At 38.2% G+C, this 16,653-nt stretch carries 19 protein-coding genes and 1 pseudogene; 2 read left to right on the top strand and 18 right to left on the bottom strand.

The window, feature by feature from the left end; genetic code table 11:
* Positions 1-76: 76 nt before the first annotated feature.
* From glpK to ADG03_RS00240, 15 genes and pseudogenes are all read right to left on the bottom strand, one after another.
* On the bottom strand, positions 77-1,585 hold the full coding sequence (gene glpK / locus ADG03_RS00310) for a glycerol kinase GlpK (protein WP_049472782.1): 1,509 nt from the start codon (positions 1,583-1,585) through the stop codon (positions 77-79).
* A gap of 186 nt (positions 1,586-1,771) precedes the next feature.
* Positions 1,772-2,443, bottom strand: a complete 672-nt coding sequence (locus ADG03_RS00305) for an ankyrin repeat domain-containing protein (protein WP_049472781.1) — start codon at positions 2,441-2,443, stop codon at positions 1,772-1,774.
* A gap of 156 nt (positions 2,444-2,599) precedes the next feature.
* On the bottom strand, positions 2,600-3,355 hold the full coding sequence (locus tag ADG03_RS00300) for a CPBP family intramembrane glutamic endopeptidase (RefSeq protein WP_049472780.1): 756 nt from the start codon (positions 3,353-3,355) through the stop codon (positions 2,600-2,602).
* Positions 3,352-4,107 (bottom strand): annotated as a pseudogene (locus tag ADG03_RS00295) (CPBP family intramembrane glutamic endopeptidase). The gene ADG03_RS00300 and the pseudogene ADG03_RS00295 overlap by 4 nt, the downstream one beginning before the upstream one ends.
* Positions 4,108-4,129: 22 nt before the next feature.
* Complete coding sequence (locus ADG03_RS00290; RefSeq protein WP_049472779.1) at positions 4,130-4,546, bottom strand: hypothetical protein; 417 nt, start codon at positions 4,544-4,546, stop codon at positions 4,130-4,132.
* Positions 4,547-4,549: 3 nt separating this feature from the next.
* Complete coding sequence (locus tag ADG03_RS00285; protein WP_049472778.1) at positions 4,550-5,437, bottom strand: DUF4300 family protein; 888 nt, start codon at positions 5,435-5,437, stop codon at positions 4,550-4,552.
* Between the two features lie 200 nt (positions 5,438-5,637).
* Entirely contained in the window at positions 5,638-6,414 is a 777-nt protein-coding gene (locus ADG03_RS00280) for an Ltp family lipoprotein (RefSeq protein ID WP_239668696.1), read from the bottom strand.
* A gap of 198 nt (positions 6,415-6,612) precedes the next feature.
* Positions 6,613-6,924 carry a hypothetical protein gene (locus ADG03_RS00275; protein ID WP_021153069.1) on the bottom strand — a complete coding sequence of 104 codons (312 nt, stop codon included), beginning with the start codon at positions 6,922-6,924 and terminating at the stop codon, positions 6,613-6,615.
* Positions 6,925-7,083: 159 nt separating this feature from the next.
* Entirely contained in the window at positions 7,084-7,419 is a 336-nt protein-coding gene (locus tag ADG03_RS00270; RefSeq protein WP_003006842.1) for a hypothetical protein, read from the bottom strand.
* Complete coding sequence (locus tag ADG03_RS00265) at positions 7,407-7,994, bottom strand: Ltp family lipoprotein (RefSeq protein WP_049472777.1); 588 nt, start codon at positions 7,992-7,994, stop codon at positions 7,407-7,409. Before ADG03_RS00265 ends, ADG03_RS00270 begins: the two co-directional genes overlap by 13 nt.
* Positions 7,995-8,385: 391 nt before the next feature.
* Positions 8,386-8,862 (bottom strand): RDD family protein, encoded by a 477-nt coding sequence (locus ADG03_RS00255; RefSeq protein WP_239667191.1) that lies wholly within the window; start codon positions 8,860-8,862, stop codon positions 8,386-8,388.
* Positions 8,863-9,011: 149 nt separating this feature from the next.
* Positions 9,012-10,760: a glycoside hydrolase family 13 protein gene (locus tag ADG03_RS00250; protein ID WP_049472776.1), complete on the bottom strand. Its 1,749-nt coding sequence runs from the start codon at positions 10,758-10,760 to the stop codon at positions 9,012-9,014.
* A 256-nt stretch (positions 10,761-11,016) separates the two neighbouring features.
* Entirely contained in the window at positions 11,017-11,628 is a 612-nt protein-coding gene (locus ADG03_RS00245; RefSeq protein ID WP_023917895.1) for a Fic/DOC family protein, read from the bottom strand.
* The gene (locus ADG03_RS11720; protein WP_003017298.1) at positions 11,628-11,804 is read right to left on the bottom strand and encodes a hypothetical protein; all 177 of its coding nucleotides are present in this window, start codon (positions 11,802-11,804) and stop codon (positions 11,628-11,630) included. Before ADG03_RS11720 ends, ADG03_RS00245 begins: the two co-directional genes overlap by 1 nt.
* Before the next feature lie 119 nt (positions 11,805-11,923).
* Positions 11,924-12,943 (bottom strand): DNA/RNA non-specific endonuclease, encoded by a 1,020-nt coding sequence (locus tag ADG03_RS00240; RefSeq protein WP_049472775.1) that lies wholly within the window; start codon positions 12,941-12,943, stop codon positions 11,924-11,926.
* A 353-nt stretch (positions 12,944-13,296) separates the two neighbouring features.
* Here ADG03_RS00240 and ADG03_RS00235 point away from each other — a divergent pair, with 353 nt between their 5' ends.
* Positions 13,297-14,184 (top strand): helix-turn-helix domain-containing protein, encoded by an 888-nt coding sequence (locus tag ADG03_RS00235; protein ID WP_049472774.1) that lies wholly within the window; start codon positions 13,297-13,299, stop codon positions 14,182-14,184.
* Positions 14,185-14,188: 4 nt separating this feature from the next.
* Complete coding sequence (locus ADG03_RS00230) at positions 14,189-14,974, top strand: CPBP family intramembrane glutamic endopeptidase (RefSeq protein WP_049472773.1); 786 nt, start codon at positions 14,189-14,191, stop codon at positions 14,972-14,974.
* A 279-nt stretch (positions 14,975-15,253) separates the two neighbouring features.
* Here the strand turns inward: ADG03_RS00230 and ADG03_RS00225 are convergent, their stop codons facing one another.
* Genes ADG03_RS00225 through ADG03_RS11965 form a run of 3 tightly spaced genes read right to left on the bottom strand, consistent with a single transcriptional unit; the run spans position 15,254 to position 16,560 of the window.
* The gene (locus tag ADG03_RS00225) at positions 15,254-15,697 is read right to left on the bottom strand and encodes a GNAT family N-acetyltransferase (protein WP_049472772.1); all 444 of its coding nucleotides are present in this window, start codon (positions 15,695-15,697) and stop codon (positions 15,254-15,256) included.
* Positions 15,698-15,712: 15 nt separating this feature from the next.
* Positions 15,713-16,150, bottom strand: a complete 438-nt coding sequence (locus ADG03_RS00220; RefSeq protein ID WP_049472771.1) for a hypothetical protein — start codon at positions 16,148-16,150, stop codon at positions 15,713-15,715.
* 11 nt (positions 16,151-16,161) lie between these two features.
* Positions 16,162-16,560 (bottom strand): DUF7668 domain-containing protein, encoded by a 399-nt coding sequence (locus tag ADG03_RS11965; protein WP_338151652.1) that lies wholly within the window; start codon positions 16,558-16,560, stop codon positions 16,162-16,164.
* Between the last annotated feature and the right edge of the window lie 93 nt (positions 16,561-16,653).

The following is a 16,653-nucleotide window of genomic DNA, read 5'->3' as shown; positions in this document are numbered from 1 at the left end:
CGACGAAATCGAATTCTAACGAATGACCGATTTCTGTCCCACTCTCTCTTATAAACTATTCGTTTGATTGATCCCTTTAGTCATCGGACTCCGCAAATACTTGAGTGGCTTTGACTGCTTTCTTCCACCCCTTGTACAATTTCTCTTTGCGAGCTTCATCCATCTTTGGTTCAAAGATTTGAGCTGCTCCATGAAGAGATTTTAATTCTTCCAAGTCCTTCCAATAGCCTACGGTCAGACCTGCTAGGAAGGCTGCTCCTAAAGCCGTTGTTTCCAAGTTTTTCGCGCGGGCAATCGAAATTCCAAGAATATCTGCCTGAAACTGCATTAAGTAATCATTTTTCGCTGCTCCTCCATCTACTTTTAAGACCGGGATAGGAGTTTTGGCGTCTACCTGCATGGTGTCGATGATATCGCGTACTTGATAGGCAATGGATTGAAGGGTTGCCTTGATAAAGTCTTCCTTGGTCGTTCCCCGGGTAAGTCCGAAGACAGAACCACGCGCCTCTTGGTTCCAATATGGTGCTCCAAGACCCGTAAAGGCAGGGACCACATAGATTTCATCCTGGTTCTGAGACTTCAGAGCATAGGCTTCAGATTCAGGAGAACTGTCGATCATCCGCAGACCGTCACGAAGCCACTGAATGGCACTTCCAGCGATAAAGATAGATCCTTCAAGGGCATAGTAGACTTTGCCATTGATCCCATAACCAATCGTCGTCAGCAGGTTATTCTCTGATAACTGCATCTCCTCACCTATATTCATGATGATGAAAGATCCAGTTCCGTAGGTATTTTTGACCATACCAGGTTCAAAGGCCAATTGGCCAAATAGAGCAGCCTGCTGGTCTCCCGCCATCCCTGCAATCGGTACTTGTCCACCGTAGAAATGGAAAGGCGCTGTCTTGCCATAGATTTCAGAGTTTGAACGCACTTCAGGAAGCATGGCTTTAGGAATGTTGAGAATTTCCAAAATCTCATCGTCCCATTTCAGTTCTTTGATATTGTAGAGCATAGTACGGGCTGCATTGGAATAGTCTGTCACGTGGGCAGCTCCATCCGTCAGCTTCCAGACCAACCAAGTATCAATGGTTCCAAAAAGTAATTCGCCCTTCTCCGCACGCTCTTGTGCTCCCTCTACATGGTCCAAAATCCAACGGACTTTAGTAGCTGAAAAGTAGGCATCAATGACTAAACCTGTCTTTTGGTGGAAGGTTCCTACATAGCCTTGGTTTTTAAGTTCTTCAGCCAGTGGAGCAGTTTGACGTGATTGCCAGACAATAGCATTATAAATAGGAAGGCCCGTGTTCTTATCCCAAACAACTGTCGTTTCCCGTTGATTGGTAATGCCGATCGCCTCGATTTGATTGGGCTTGATGCCACTTTCGATAAAGACCTCAGCGATCACCGACTGAACCGAGTTCCAAATCTCATTGGCATTGTGCTCCACCCAGCCAGCCTGCGGAAAAATCTGAGTGAACTCCTTTTGACTAGAGCTAACTTGCTCGCCTTTTTTATTAAAAATGATAGCCCGCGAACTAGTGGTTCCCTGGTCAATCGCCATGATGAAAGTTTCTTGAGACATAAACTGCCCTCCTAAATTAGATACTTAAAAATCTTGTTCTTTCACAAACTAGTATACTCTATTTCATCTAGGATTTGTATCCATTTTTTTAAGAAAATCCGGTCTAACATTTTCCTAGTACTTCCAGCTCTGTCAGGAAAAGTTAAAAGAGCCCTGAGGTTTTTTTAACTAGTATTCAAATGCTTATCAAGATCTGTTCTGATCTAACCGATTTAAGAACTCCATGGTCGGGCTGTCTTGATAAAGTTCTTTGAGAGGAATCTTCTGATAGACAGCTATTTCGTCCGCAGTCACACCGTAACGAATTAATAGATCATAAATACGATTTAAATCATGACGTAATTCATCCGTTATGAGGACATTATCGCTGGTTTCTTTTGTTTTCCAATAATAAGATGGCAGCACTTCCTTGGTTTCAATTAAAATAGTTTGCAACAAAGTCCCACCATGACTGTCTTTCTGAGAAATATCGGCTCCAAGTTCCAACATTTTCTCAAAAACCTTGAAAGACAGGTCAGCCTTTTCCTTAGACGAATACATTTCATATTGGCCATTCCAGCGTTTGATCATGCGCCTGCAGTCAAATACAGCTCGTCCACCGGCTGTTTGGATGACTGGTTGACAAAATGGATTCAGCTCTGTCGGCTCTTCGATAAAGTTAAGATCTGCCCCTCTATCAATGAGTAAGTCTGCAATATCTAAATGTCCCGATTTGATAGCGACTTGAAGGAGTGACTGTCCCTGATCTCTTTTAGGTTTGTCACCCGAAACAGCATTGACTTCTTCAGGCTTTTTATCCAATATCTGACGGACTCCCTCTATATCTCCTCTTCGCAACAACTGAAAGGTTTTTTGCATGGTCTTTCCCCCTCTCATTATAGATAAAAATAACACTATGTTGATACTTTGATCCTATATCTAGCATCTTCATTAAACTGATTATAGCATTTTATGGACTTTACATTGAATTCCTAAAGGGTAAAGATGACAGACTTCCACCGAAGAGGTACAACTCTATTTCTCTGATTTTCGTATAGCCACTAGCCAAGAGGATACAAGGATTTCGAAAATAACTAGAAAGATAATCTGAGGAAGAGAACTTTGAACCAGCATAAGGACAGCCAGACTATCAATTAGCATATGAGCGAGGATACAAGGGACAGCTCCTTTCGAGTACTCCCTAAGCGCTCCAAATAGGAAGGTATTCCCTAAGATCATCAGGTAAAAGATGAGGTAGTTGGACGAACCTGCTGTAATCCAAGGGAGTTGATAGATAGGAATATGCCAGAGGAACCAGACAATGGAAAGAAGCATCATTTTAGGTATAAAGTGCTTACTATAGGAAAGATGATCTTGTAAAAACCAACGCCAACCGACTTCTTCTAGACCGCCATATAATAAGGTCCAGGGGAAATAAAGAAAGAAGGCCAAGAGGGAGTTCCCAGTAAAGCGAACATTCATGAGCAGGATGGAGATTCCATAATAGATGACGGGGATGAAGAATGCTAGGATCCAGGATAGGGGACTTTCTTTTTGAAGAAAGACCTTTTTGAAAAATTTATCCAAGGAGTTGACTTCACCCAACACAAGAGAAAAGACAGCAGCTACAATCATGGGAATCAAGTTCATTAGGATAAACAGTAGTGAGGCCCCCATACTACTCCTATCTGGGAACAACCAAAGGATCACTTGCCCGACTAGAAATGTAGCAAGGAGGGCAGTCAATGCATACCAGATAGCGACTGATTGTTTTGAAATAAATTTGCTCATTTTTCTTCCTTTACAGTTATATACTTCTTTCTTGCAATCCAGATTGCTAAACTAATAATAAGAATTTTACTGACGATAGATAGCTATACCTCTTCATTCACTATCATCTGAGACAAGGAATTGATACAGGCATGGGTTATGACACAGAGCCATAAATTTTGCGTTTTATGATACAAGGCCGACAAGATAAAGCAGTTAGTTAGCAGACCTACTAGAAACGGAAACAATTGAATGACAGCTAAAGAACCGTCGATATAAAAGTATAGTAGATGCCAACTAGACCAAGCTAAAAAGGTGATCAAAGTAGCTGAAAAATAAGGTATTTTTTCCTGCAAAGTTGGTTGAAAGAAATAACGCCAGCCAATTTCTTCAACTCCACCAAAAAGAAGAGCCTTGAAAAAGAGCACTACTGGCAAGACCAACGATTGAGTGGTGATCTTACCACCTAAGATAAATGGGAAAAAGTCGAGTAACAAGAAAACGAGCACCAAGCAATAATTTGCCAAACTGTCTTTGACTTGAAAAAAATCTTTTAGAAGTTGTTTGAAACTAGATTGATAGTAGCCAATACTAGCAAGACTACCCCAAAATGCAGATGATAAGCCACCTACAATAATAGCGATGATACCAAATGATGATGTAAAATCAACCTTGACTCCTCCTGCTCTTAAAAAACAAACCAGAAGGCTGACTCCTAATACTTGACCAAAGGTCCCTAACAAATACATAGATAGGGCTTGCTTTCTACTCATTCGCGATTCCTTTTTCTTTCAATTAATTACCAGTGCTATCTACTTTAAACCCATACTTACCTGCATTTCGTTTGAGCTTCTCAACCAGAGCTTCATTCCGCTTGCTTTTTCCAAAAAAGAAGGGAATAGTCTTTCCATTTCTGAGTTCGATATAGAAAGCATAGCGAGCCCCACCACCAGATCGTCCACGAAAAATTGCATAGGTGATTTGCTTGATCTCTTTCAGTGGGATCCTGCGACGACTGAAACACAGAGCGGCATGGATATAGAAGATTCCACGGTTAATATGGAAGGGAGCAAAGAAGGGACCGCCGCTACGTCTCACAATTGCCCTTCTTCTCAGGAAAAGGAGAACAGTAGAAGAGAGCAAGAAAACGAGCACATATAGAATCGGAGCACTCTCCATTATCTTTCTAAATTCTAACACGCTGTCTTTCATCCTCTACTTCATCTCAACCCATTTTTCATTATCCATGATAAAGGGCTTAGCCAGACCTTCGCCTGTGTAGTCTTGGTACTTGGTCTCTAAGTATTTGTAGACATCTTCCTTGGTCGCAAACTTGATGGCTTGATAGGGTTCTTCAAAGGTCAGCTTTTCGACAAAGAGATAGCCGTCCTTTGCAGGAACTAAAACGCCGACATGGCCGACAAAAAGGGTATTTCCATCCAGGTTATCATGAACGATAACAGAAAGCATGCGCGCATTTTCATTGAACTTGAAATGAGCAAAATACTCTTCCATCTTCTTGGCATGGACCTTGACATCCGTTGTCGCCTCTGTCGGAACCCGTGAATACAGAATGTTAAAGGCTTCCTTGTCTGCCTCACCGAAGATCTTCCCTTTGTCAATCGCATCATTGTCCACGAACAAAAGTTCACTATCCGCTTTCATCTTAGGAATCTCGATGCGATTCTTCAGAAGAGTATAGCTATTGATCCGGCAGTTGGTCCCGACGAAATCGCCCTTTTTCTTGGTCCACAAGTCACTGATCTTCTCAACATTGTAGTCTGTTTTCTTGAAGGTGCTGAAGTCACCCGTCAAGCCGACCGAGCCGACAATGCTATCGTAATCCGTTACTAGACCCAGAAATTTATCTACACTTTCCCGATCCAAATAAGCAGACAAAAGAGTCCGCACTTCTTCGACACTCGCCTTGTTGTTGAGGTTGCTGTAGCTTCCCCTGTAGCGCTCCTTATCTGAACTAGATTTCTGCACAGTGGAACTTTCCTGCTTTTCCTTGGATTGCTTTTGGTTGCTACCACAAGCCGCTAAAGCAAAGATCGCCAAGGCACAGCTAGTAAGGAGCATGATTTTTTTAGATGGTTTCATAAAGTGGTTCCTTTTCTATTGATTAAAATGTTTGTACCATAAATTTTTCATATTGATAATCCTTCTCCTCTATTATAGTTTAAAACTAGGTTAGCTCCAACTATTTTTTACGAAATAAGAAAAGATTATAAGCAGCGAAAAAGAGCTGGCAACTGTCCAGCTCTTCAATATATTACAAAAATCAAAATTAAAACTATTGTTTAATTCGACCAATCTATTTTGGCATGTTCTATTGCGTACTCGGCTTCTTCTTGAGTAAATTTTCTTTTTTCAACAAGTATTTCTAATATCTTTTCTTTCGTAATCTTGCGACCGTTTGCATAAGATTCCGCTTCTTTCACAGCGTCCTCCTTCCAATCGAAATTAACATGTTCTACAGCATAGTCAGCCTCTTCTTGAGTAAATAGTTCAACATTTATAAGTTGCCAAACTAATTTTTCTTTTGAATAACGATACCTTTGAAGTGATTTTGCTGCTAAAACAGCCTGCTCTTTCCAGTCCATATTAAGCTTATATATAGCGTACTGGTTAGCTCCTTCTGAATAATTATAAATCTTTATTTTATTTTTGATAGCCTGCTTCGAAATAGGAGAATCCTTTGACAGTTGCTTAGCTGTTGCATATGCCCTTTTAAATTCTTCTTCTACTAAAGTTGGATGAAAAAGTTTTTTCACAAGCAAATTAAATAATAATTCTAAATCGTCCTCATTTTCATCACTTGAAGAAGTGTATTTTCTATAATCATAATTCTGTGTACTAGAACTTGAAGTAGCGTATTCTTGTTTTGATGATTCAAAATCATCCTTATTTCCATCACTTGAAGAAGAGTATTTTTGTACAGGATTAGTCAACTGTGATCCTGAACGTGAATTTATCCATTTATTATAATTTATTTCATAATCAATTACTATAAGAGCTAGCATTCCTGCAAATAATCCAAAAATTGTAAAAATAAATATCAAAAACTTTTTCATCATGACTACCTTTACTTGTTTTTCTCCAATGAAATTTTCATCCCTCTGGAACTGCTTTCATTAGTATTATATCATGAAATATTGTTCATTTTTATTTACTAGTGTAAAAGTCTCTATGGCTAGTAAATAAAAAAGTGACTGCATTTCAACTGCAATCACTCATTCTATGTGAAATAAAAAATAACAAAGTGTTATAAAAGATTATTTAATCTTGTGTTTGTTCATCTTTTCTTCAAAGATGGCTGTCATAATCTTTCGGAGCTCTTCTCCTTCTTTTTCAGGAAGGTCGCCTTGACGTTTCGCCACTGCATAGAGTTCAGGGTATTGCTTGGCTACACGCTCAACTGTCTTGGTCGTCGCATGCCCTCTGACAAAGAAAGGAATGCGTTTGATCCATTCTTGCGGTACAAGAGCCAGCAACTTCTTACCTGCTTCTTTATCAGAAATCTCAGCTGTGCTCAATCCTTGCTTGATTTGTTCTTGTTCTTGTTCTGTAAAATCTTTTAATTCCATTTAAAACTCCTCATTCTCCTATTTTGTTTATCTAAGAGCACATTATACACTTATGTAGTGAAAACTACAACTAAAGGAACCGAAAAATAGAGCAAGGGCAAGTCATCCCTCACTCTATCTCTTAATCGTAAAATCTTATGAAGGATATTAATTTCCGATTTACTGTGGAGCATCACCCTTTTGCTTTAAATAATAGTCACTTGCCTCAGTTAGTTTTTTATAATAATGATCGTAACTCTTACTAAATTGTCTAATCAGCGGAATAGCGACCTCATAGTAGTGATGGTCCATCAAAAATGTTTTCAGTTGATCTTGAATATTTTTCATTGGACTTGTTTTGTAATCATCACTGTTCAAATAGCGATCATAAATAGAAATTGTGTCCTTATTTTCATTATGCCACTTTTCATTACTTTCTATCGTAGCTATTTTAGATTCATCAGCCTCTTTTAAGTTCTTCAAATCAATAGTAAAATTATTGTTTAATTTAACCAATCTACTTGAGCATGTTCTATTGCGTACTCCGCTTCCTCTTGAGTAAATTTTCTATTTTCAACAAGTATTTCTAATAACCTTTCTTTCGAAATATTGCCACCGTTTGCAGAAGATTCCGCTTCTTTCACAGCTTCCTCTTTCCAATCGAAATGAACTTTTTCTATAGCATAGTCAGCCTCTTCTGGAGTAAATAGATCAACATCTACAAGTTGCCCAACTAACTTTTCTTTTGAATAATGAAACTTTTGATATGATTTTGCTCTTAAAACAGCCTGATCTTTCCAGTCTATATTAAGCTTATTGACAGCGGACTGGGAAGTATACTCTGAATACCTGCCATACTTAGTAAGATAATTTTTAATTTGTTGCTTCGATAAAGGAGATTTCTCTGACCAAGATTTAGCTTTTGCATATGCCCTTGTACTTACTGGTACTAGTAAATTTTCTTTCGGTTCTGGAAAGCTTGATCTATTATGAAATTTTTCATAATCTCTATAATAACCACTTAACACAATAGCTACAAATCCCACCATCAATCCAAACATCGCAAAAATAAATATAAAAAATTTTTTCATAATGTATACCTTTACTTGTTTTTAGTCTAATTTGTTATTTTATGCTTAATAAAACAATATTGTCACTCAACACTAGGAGAATTAACTTCTCCAGTCACTCAAAACAATTCCTATAGAATCCTTCAATAACGGTTTTATTAATCCCTGTTTAAATATAGCAACTCATTCTTAATGATGTTAAAAAATGAGTTGGTTCCATAAAAGACTCAACATTTGTGACAGGACCACCAGGCAATGTCATTCCTTGCCTAGACTCTTTCTCACGATCCATAACAAGAACTCTATCGCCGTCTCTTACCATACAAAGATTTGTGAATTCTAGAGTCTCATTCATAGCCCTATTTCCTAGCTATGTTTCCATTTTTTCTTATCGACAGCCTAACATTTCATCCTAGTCACCTTTTAGTTGCACTTGCGTATGGGCTAGCAGGTCTCCTAGATGCCTCTTATCATTTCTAAACATTGTCATTGCCAGTAGCAAAACTGCGAGGAGAGTCGCCGAAATAGAGAGGCTAATGGATAACACATCAAACTCACTATAGAAACCATGAATCGTGCCCATATGACCGATTTGCCAAGGTAAAAATTTAATGGTGTTTCTGATTAAGCTTGCCTGCACTGTTTTTTTCTGGTAGACCAGTTCAAGTCCCGCTTTTACCTTCCCAAAACTGCCATCATTTTTATAATCCAAGAATGTGAACAGGAGCGTGATTGGCAAAACAGAGGTGAAAAATACAAGCCACTGTGACTGAATTTCTGTAAACTCTGGGACGCCATTAAAAAAGATGATGTAAATAAGCATCGAACCTAAAAACAGAAGTACTAAATAAGCTAGAATGAAAAGATAATCAAACAGAAATTCTGTCATTCTTTTTTAAAATGAAATAGGATTGATTGCTAATATCTTCATCACTGTCTCCCCCTTTCTCATCTCCTATTATAATATAAGGGCACGAATAAAGAAACTATTAATAAAAAAGAAAGACTGCAATCTTTCGATTCCAGTCTACTTCATTCCTAATTTTCTCTATAAATAACAAATCCATTCGGTTGAATGATCAATCGATCATCGGAAATGGTCCCATGGCTGATCAGATCTGCTTGTCTTCTTTCTAATACAAATTCTTTCTTAGAGTGGTTAAAATAGGCTTTAAGAAACTGTCCTTCATGCTGCCATTCTACTGCTACTATATCTGGCTCTACTTCTTCTAAGCTCACTTTACCATGTTGAATCATGCCCGCCACTTCTTTTCGTAGCTGGATCAATTCCTTCATAAAGTTCAGCATGTCATTGTCCGCTGACACGCGCTCCCAAGGCATGACACGGCGGCAATCTGGGTCTGGGCCACCGATGAGGGCTAGCTCCGTTCCATAATAGATACAAGGCGTTCCTCGTTGCAGATAGAGGAAGGAAAGAGCAGACTTGACGGACTGAAGATTGCCTTTAGCCGTTGTCAGGATGCGTTCTGTATCATGGGAGTCCAAGAGGTTGAACATCACCTCAGAGATCTGCTGCCTGTAGTACATAGACTGGCTATTGATCTCCCAAATGAAGCGTTGCGTCTCCTTATGTCCTCGCAGGAAATAATCCTTGATACTTTCAGAGAGCGGATAGTTCATCACGGCATGGAACTCATCACCATTGAGCCAAGGTTGGGACGAATGCCAGATTTCCCCGAGGATATAGAGGTCTGGCTTCTTGGCCAAGACCGCCTTACGGAAATCCCGCCAGAATTGATGGTCGATCTCATTAGCCACATCCAGTCGCCAAGCATCAATATCAAACTCTTCAATCCAGTAAGTCGCCACCTTCAAAAGATAGGCCTTCACCTCAGGATTAGCCGTATTGAGCTTAGGCATATAGCCCGCAAAGGCAAAAGCATGGTAAGACAAGTCGCGACTATTCCACAGATTTTCTGAGGAGACAGGGAACTCTTTAATATGGAACCAGTCCTTGTAAATCGAATCCTCCCCGTATTTGACCACATCCTGCCATTGGGGTGAATCATAGCCAATATGGTTGAAGACGGCATCCAGCATAATCTTCATCCCACGCGCATGGGCCTCTTTCACTAGCTGGCGGAAGGTGTCCTTATCACCAAAATGTCGATCAATTTCAAAATAATCAATGGTATCGTATTTGTGGTTGCTTGGAGATTCAAAAATCGGGCAAAGGTAGAGCCCTGTAATCCCTAACTCCTGCAAGTAGTCCAAGTGATCGATGATCCCTTGTAAATCTCCACCAAAGAAATCCAATACTTGAGGAGCAATAGAGGCATCCCAAGGGCGGACGCCTTCTGGTGAAATGGCTGGATTCCCATTGGCAAAGCGCTCAGGAAAGATTTGGTACCAAACCGTCTGCGCCACCCAATCTGGAACAGCACACCCATCAATCTCATGGATAAAAGGAAGCTTAAAGCCGTTCATGACGAAGTCCAGGTTCTCCTTGGTGTAGGCTGCTACACCTCGATCTCCGTACAAGGTCTTCTCTCCCGCCGTGGACTCTAATTCAAAGAGGTACTGGATCCGGGCATGGCGGACAGATACCGACACTTGCCAATAATCAAAGAGGTCGTCTGTCGTCACCTTGTCCATTTCCTTAGTTGCCTCATAAAGATCCTCTATAAAAATAAAGGGATCCCCATAGTGCAAGACAATCCGTTTGATATCTTCTTTCTTGGTCCGGATGCGAATATGAAGCTGCCCGTCCTTATAAAGATAGGCATACTCCGATTCAGGCCGATGATAAATCGCTGTTAATTCCATCTGTCTCGTCTCCTACTATACTCTCTTTTCATCATTTACCACTTTATGCAAACGATTACATAAAATCATTTATTAGTATACAACTTTATGAAAAGGTTTGCAATATGTTGAGAGAGATAATTTTAGACTACTAACTTTTTATAATTGTATTGCACACAAAAAGCCCATCAATTGGGCTTAAAGATTTTTGTTGAAGCAATGACTTTACCTTATAAGCATCACTTTATACTGTTTCCTACTAAAATATACTACAGATCTATATTTCTGTTAATAGTTTATTGAACAGTTTTTCGAGCTTACTAGTATCTCCATAAACTGTTCCATCCATATATAAGTGATAGATATCATCATCTAAACCAATTGAAATTTCACATTCATAGCCTTTCATCAAAGCTAAAGAACGGATAACTTCTCGTTGAGTACGACCATTTCCTTCTCGAAATGGGTGAAAATAATTTAGATTATCTAATATCTCAGCTAAACTTTTACAAATCTCAATTTTATTATTTGCGTTCAGTAAATAGTTTGAAAGCAAAGTATTTAAAAATTTTTCTGCCATATCAAAAGACTGAACTGGCATAAAAGCATTTCCACTTTTAGAGATATTTACTTGACGGTATTGACCTGCCCAAGTATACATTCCTTCAAAAAGAAACTTATGAATCTTTAAAATATCTGAAACAGTATTTACTTCAATTGGATTAATAAACAGTTTTAAACTTTGACTTGCTACTAAACGATATTCTAATTCTCGTGCTTTATTATCATTTTTCTCATTAAATTTATTTATGAGAACAGATGAATGGGGATAGGTGTATAAATTATCAGGGTCTATATAATCATACCCTTCATATATTTTTCTGACCATTATCCAACTCCTAATGCAACTGCCTCTTCTCTCAGTCGCTCCACGTCTTCTACCGTGGGATGCCATCCTTCAATCATATTGGTGCTCAGAGCAAACCAGACACTCTTAAAAACCTTTTTGTTGTCAAAAATCACACCCATAATCATCATTTTTTCTTTATCTACATCTAAGGTCATATTCTACCTCCGTCCTATTATTATAGCATATTTTAAATCATTTTAGTTCTCCTATTTAGTACTTACCCTACACAAAAAGCCCAGCAAATGGGCTTTCTCATTATCAAAATAACTGATCTTCATTCCTTACTTGTATGCCGCTTTCCAAGACTTAGCGCTTGCTCTTCTGACATCTGAACCACCTTAGAAAAATTAGTATTGCGAGGCATACTGTCCAAAGAGTACCAATAAACATCCGCACTCCCATTTCTGGCTACATAAACTACTGGAGCCAGTTGACGAGTTGGTGCTACAGGTTCGACAGGTTGGACTGGCTGAGCTGGTTCTACTGCTTGACTCGGTTGAGGGGCTTGACTTGGTTGCGTCTCTACAGAAGGGCTGGCTGGTTGTGGTTGGCTACTTGGTTCTGTCGGCACTAAAGATGGCTTGGCAGTCCCCTTCAGATAGTCAATGGTCGCATTCTTAGAGTAGTTGTCCAAGGTCACGGTGGTGATCCCATAAGCATCTACCGACTCTTTGGGACTACTTAGATGGATAGGTAAAAGGTTGCCATCTCGATCAATTCCTACATATTGCAAGGTCACCTGCCGAGGAATTAATTCATCACCAGTATAGACCGGGGTCACCTTGTAGTCTAACCAGTAATTTGGGTGGGTGGCCAGCCAGCTATCGAGTCGTTTCTCGTAGTAGAGCATGCCCTCCACATTACTATCCGCTGTCCCTTTATAATTCCCCGTATTGGTCCAGGCAGTTAGAGGAACCAGATTTTTCCCTTCATTGGTCAATCCACTAAACTGATAGCCGATCAAATGCCCTCTATGGAACAACCAGGCCTTCTTTCCTTTATTTCCATAAGCAATCTTATAATTGTGCCAGCCAACCGGATTATAGTTGAGACGTGGTTCTCTTTTTTTCTTTGGCTCATCCTTGTCCTGCAGCTGAATATGTGCCGAAGTCGCCCGACTTAAATGATCAAAATCCCCCAGTACAAGCTGCTTATTGCCATTAAAAGGCAGTAGATGAAGACTCTGGTAATCCAGTCCAGTTTGCTGGGCTTGAGCCCCTTGAACAAAAGCAAAGGATATAAAAACCGAGACGATCGCAACAATAACATTTTTCAAAAACCGTTTTGTAACCATGATTGAAACTCCCACATTTCTATCTAGTGATATTATAGCAGAAAAAAGAGGTTACAGAACAAATAACTTTTTAGAAACTATTTTATGCTATTTTTTATTACTTCCAGACTTTCTGGAATTTCAAAATATTAATTTTAATTGTATTCATCATTCCATTTGAATGTATGGTAAAATAACTAAAATAATGCTAAAAATCAACGTTAAAACGATAAATGCCACGCAAAGTAGCAAAAATAATGAGAATGCAACCTCTACTTGCTTGTGCTGTAATCATCGTTTATTCTATACTAAAATCAGTCATATTGCTACTTTATGACAAACTACATCATAAAATATAGAGGAGGTCATACAACATGACATTTGCTGAAAAATTAAAATCCATACGTAAACAAGTAGGGATGTCACAAGAACTTTTAGCTGAAAAAATCGGTGTATCAAGACAGGCTGTAACAAAGTGGGAAACTGGTGCTGGTATTCCAGATATCGAAAATATGATTTCCATCTCAAACCTATTTAACATCTCTATCGATGAGCTAATCTGTAATGAAAGAACTAGTCTTAAGACAAGCAAATATCTTTTTGAGAGTATCACAGAGTATGATATCGATAAGATCAAGAGCTATGATATGAAATTTGGAGGCGCAGAAAAGTTTGTATTGTCCGGATACAAGGGAGAAAAGATTCGAGTTCGTCTGGTATCCAATCTTCTTTCTACACTTCAAAATGATTTTAAAGTAAAAATTGATGATAGTAGAAAAAGAATTGACCTAGATGTAAAACGTTACAATGGTGTAACAGAGGCAACGGCTAAAGAAACGGTCAGTATCTTTGTGCAAATCCCAACTCGCTATATTAGTCACATTGAATGCGCGGTTCGTGCAGAGTCTGTAGAAATTCACTCCCTAGAATGTGACAATATCGAACTTGACCTTAAAACATCTCGTATTACCCTAGAAGATATTTCAGGTAAAGTAAAAATAAACTGTAATCTTGATATGGAAGTATTATGTCATTCATTAAACGGTGAAATTGACATTAACCAGATTTCAGCAACATCCAGAATTCGTATTCCTGAAAACAGCCTATTTACTGCTGTCACCAAAGGGATTGGAACAAATATTTATTATGAAAAAAATGGGCAAAAAACTGAATCATTCGATTCACCCGATGCAGATAATATAATTGAATTGAATGGTATTAAGAGTGAACTAGTTATCTATACAGCTGAAGAAAGAGGGTAACTAAATGAATGTAAATTATTTAAAAAGATACATCATCAGTTCTTATGTACTTGTTTGGGCACTCATTATTTTTGTAGCAGCTCCTGCAAGTTTAATATTTAAGGTTCCACCTGTTATCATGTGGATTGTACGAAATATCGTCGCATGGTCTCCATCATACCTTCTTTTATTTGGATGGAAGTATTTCAGGACTGATGAGAAAAGAACAACTTTCCTTAAGCGGTGTTTCTCTGCTAAAGTGTCGTTACTCCCACTTCTATCTTCATTTGGTCTTACATTTGGGCTCAGTATTTTATCACTCTTCCTCTACTCACTTATGACCCAAAAAACAATGTTCTCCTACATCAATCTAGGAACCGTATCATTGCCACTAAGTATATTCTTATCATTTACATCAGGTCCGACTGGTGAAGAATTAGGGTGGCGTGGTTATATGAGAGAAGAATTTAATAAAAAATATCATTTTTTTAAATCCTCTATTTACCAAGGCCTAGTCTGGTGTTTCTGGCATACACTTCTGTGGGTTGTAGATTCAAAATTTACGGACTGGCGGGCCGTTCCTTATATTATTGCTAATATAGTTGTGATTACATCTATTACTATTTGTATGAATATTATTTTGGAAAAATATAATAATCTGATTTATTCTATTTTCATGCATTTTGGCTTTAACATCGTTTATGTATTTTTGGATGCTGATATCGGATTTTTTATCATTTTGACCTTACTATACCTACTTATCACACCGATTGCAATTCATATACGAAATAAAACTGTGGAGAGATTATAGTGGGAAAATCCCTCCATTAACCGTACAAAATTTCGACTTCGAAGGTCCTCCTACAACTGTTTGTTTAACTTGTTTCAAACATGAATCAGAGTGATAGATTGTAAAATCATATAAAAAGAACACCAACAAAAATCATCTGTTGGTGTTCTCTTCATATTTAGATTTCGGAAAAAACTCTTGTCCATGTATCAGTGGCTACCCTTTATCTCTATTTTTCATGAACATTGTTTTATAAACAGCAGATTACAGTCTTAATCTATGTGGAGATACACACCTTTCCTAAATCAACTTATATTCATACCACTCTTCATCTACTTTCTGAAATCCCAAAGCCAAAAACATTCTTTGACTTTGAGTATTAAAAGGATAAATTTGAGCAGTTACCTTAACCATTTTTTTCTCTTTGGCCAGCTGTATCATTTCAGAAATACACCGTCTTCCGATCTGTAAATTCTGATACTCTTTGCTGATCACTATAGAAAGCTCTGAATTATCTTGAAGTGTCACATCTCCAACTAACACTCCCTCATATTGGATATAATAGCACGAACCATGTGAAGTTAGGTAATCATACATTTTATGAAGTTTTGTTACATCGTAAATCTGATCAGTATTATCCACTTGTTTGCAAACCTCACTATCCTGATACCAAAGAAGGGAGATGGCATCATTTCTATAATAAGGAATAAGAGTGATCCGATCATCTACTATTCTATTCATCATGACTTGTTCTTATTTCTATTTAGAGGGTTCTTCCGATACTTCAATATTCCCCATCAACCAATTGGACATCTTTTTGCCCTTGTCTTTATAAGGGTTAGGGGGAAACAAGGTAAATGGGGGAATGCTGGCATCTGGGAAGAATAGTTCTACACTTATCGTTCGCTCGCGATTATGATCGACGTAGGCTGTAAAATAGATATGGTAATGTCCGCTCACATCACCACCATTATCATACTCTCCTCTAGCAGTATTTGGTAAGAGCGTCACAGATTTTATGTCTTGCTTTTCCTGGGCTAAGTGTGCGATGATCTCACTCTTAATAGCAGCCTCATGATTTCTGACGAAATTCCCATCATCACTATATCCAGGATGCTCACTAAGAGAATAGAAAACAATAACCACCAGAAAAGGTAGGGAAATTAAAAAAATAATCAGCTTATTCGATTTTAACATGTGGGTCCTTACTAATCTGAATCAATATTAAGAAATCTCACCTTATAGCCATCTTTGGTATATAAAAATTCTAATTGAAGGGTCATATCCACTAATTCTGAATTAGAAGTCATCTCATATTCAACGGTAAACCCAGAATGGTCATTATAATCATAAATCTCCAATTGAGAATACTCATAAGGTAGATGGAAATTACATGCCACTCCATATTCATCAATCGTGTCAAAATCATTTAATTCAAGTGTTTTTTCAACATATCCAAAGAATTCATTTAAATAGTCAATCTCAGATTCGTCAACATAATTCTTTATATCTTCATAATATTTTAAGTGAATATCTTTTAAAATATTTGTGATAACCTCTATAACTTTTTCTCTTTTTAAATCTATCGAAAAATCCCATAGGGAAATCCTTTCTCACTGTACATATTAGTTTACTGAGATGTACTTATCCCATCGCTTTAAGGGCCTATCCAAATAAGAATATGCCTGATTTTTTATCTA

Origin of the sequence: Streptococcus parasanguinis, from assembly GCF_001069785.1 — a bacterium.
GTDB classification, from domain to species: Bacteria; Bacillota; Bacilli; order Lactobacillales; family Streptococcaceae; genus Streptococcus; species Streptococcus parasanguinis_T.
The sequence above is the reverse complement of the archived record's forward strand: the minus strand, read 5'-3'. Positions and strand labels throughout refer to the sequence as shown.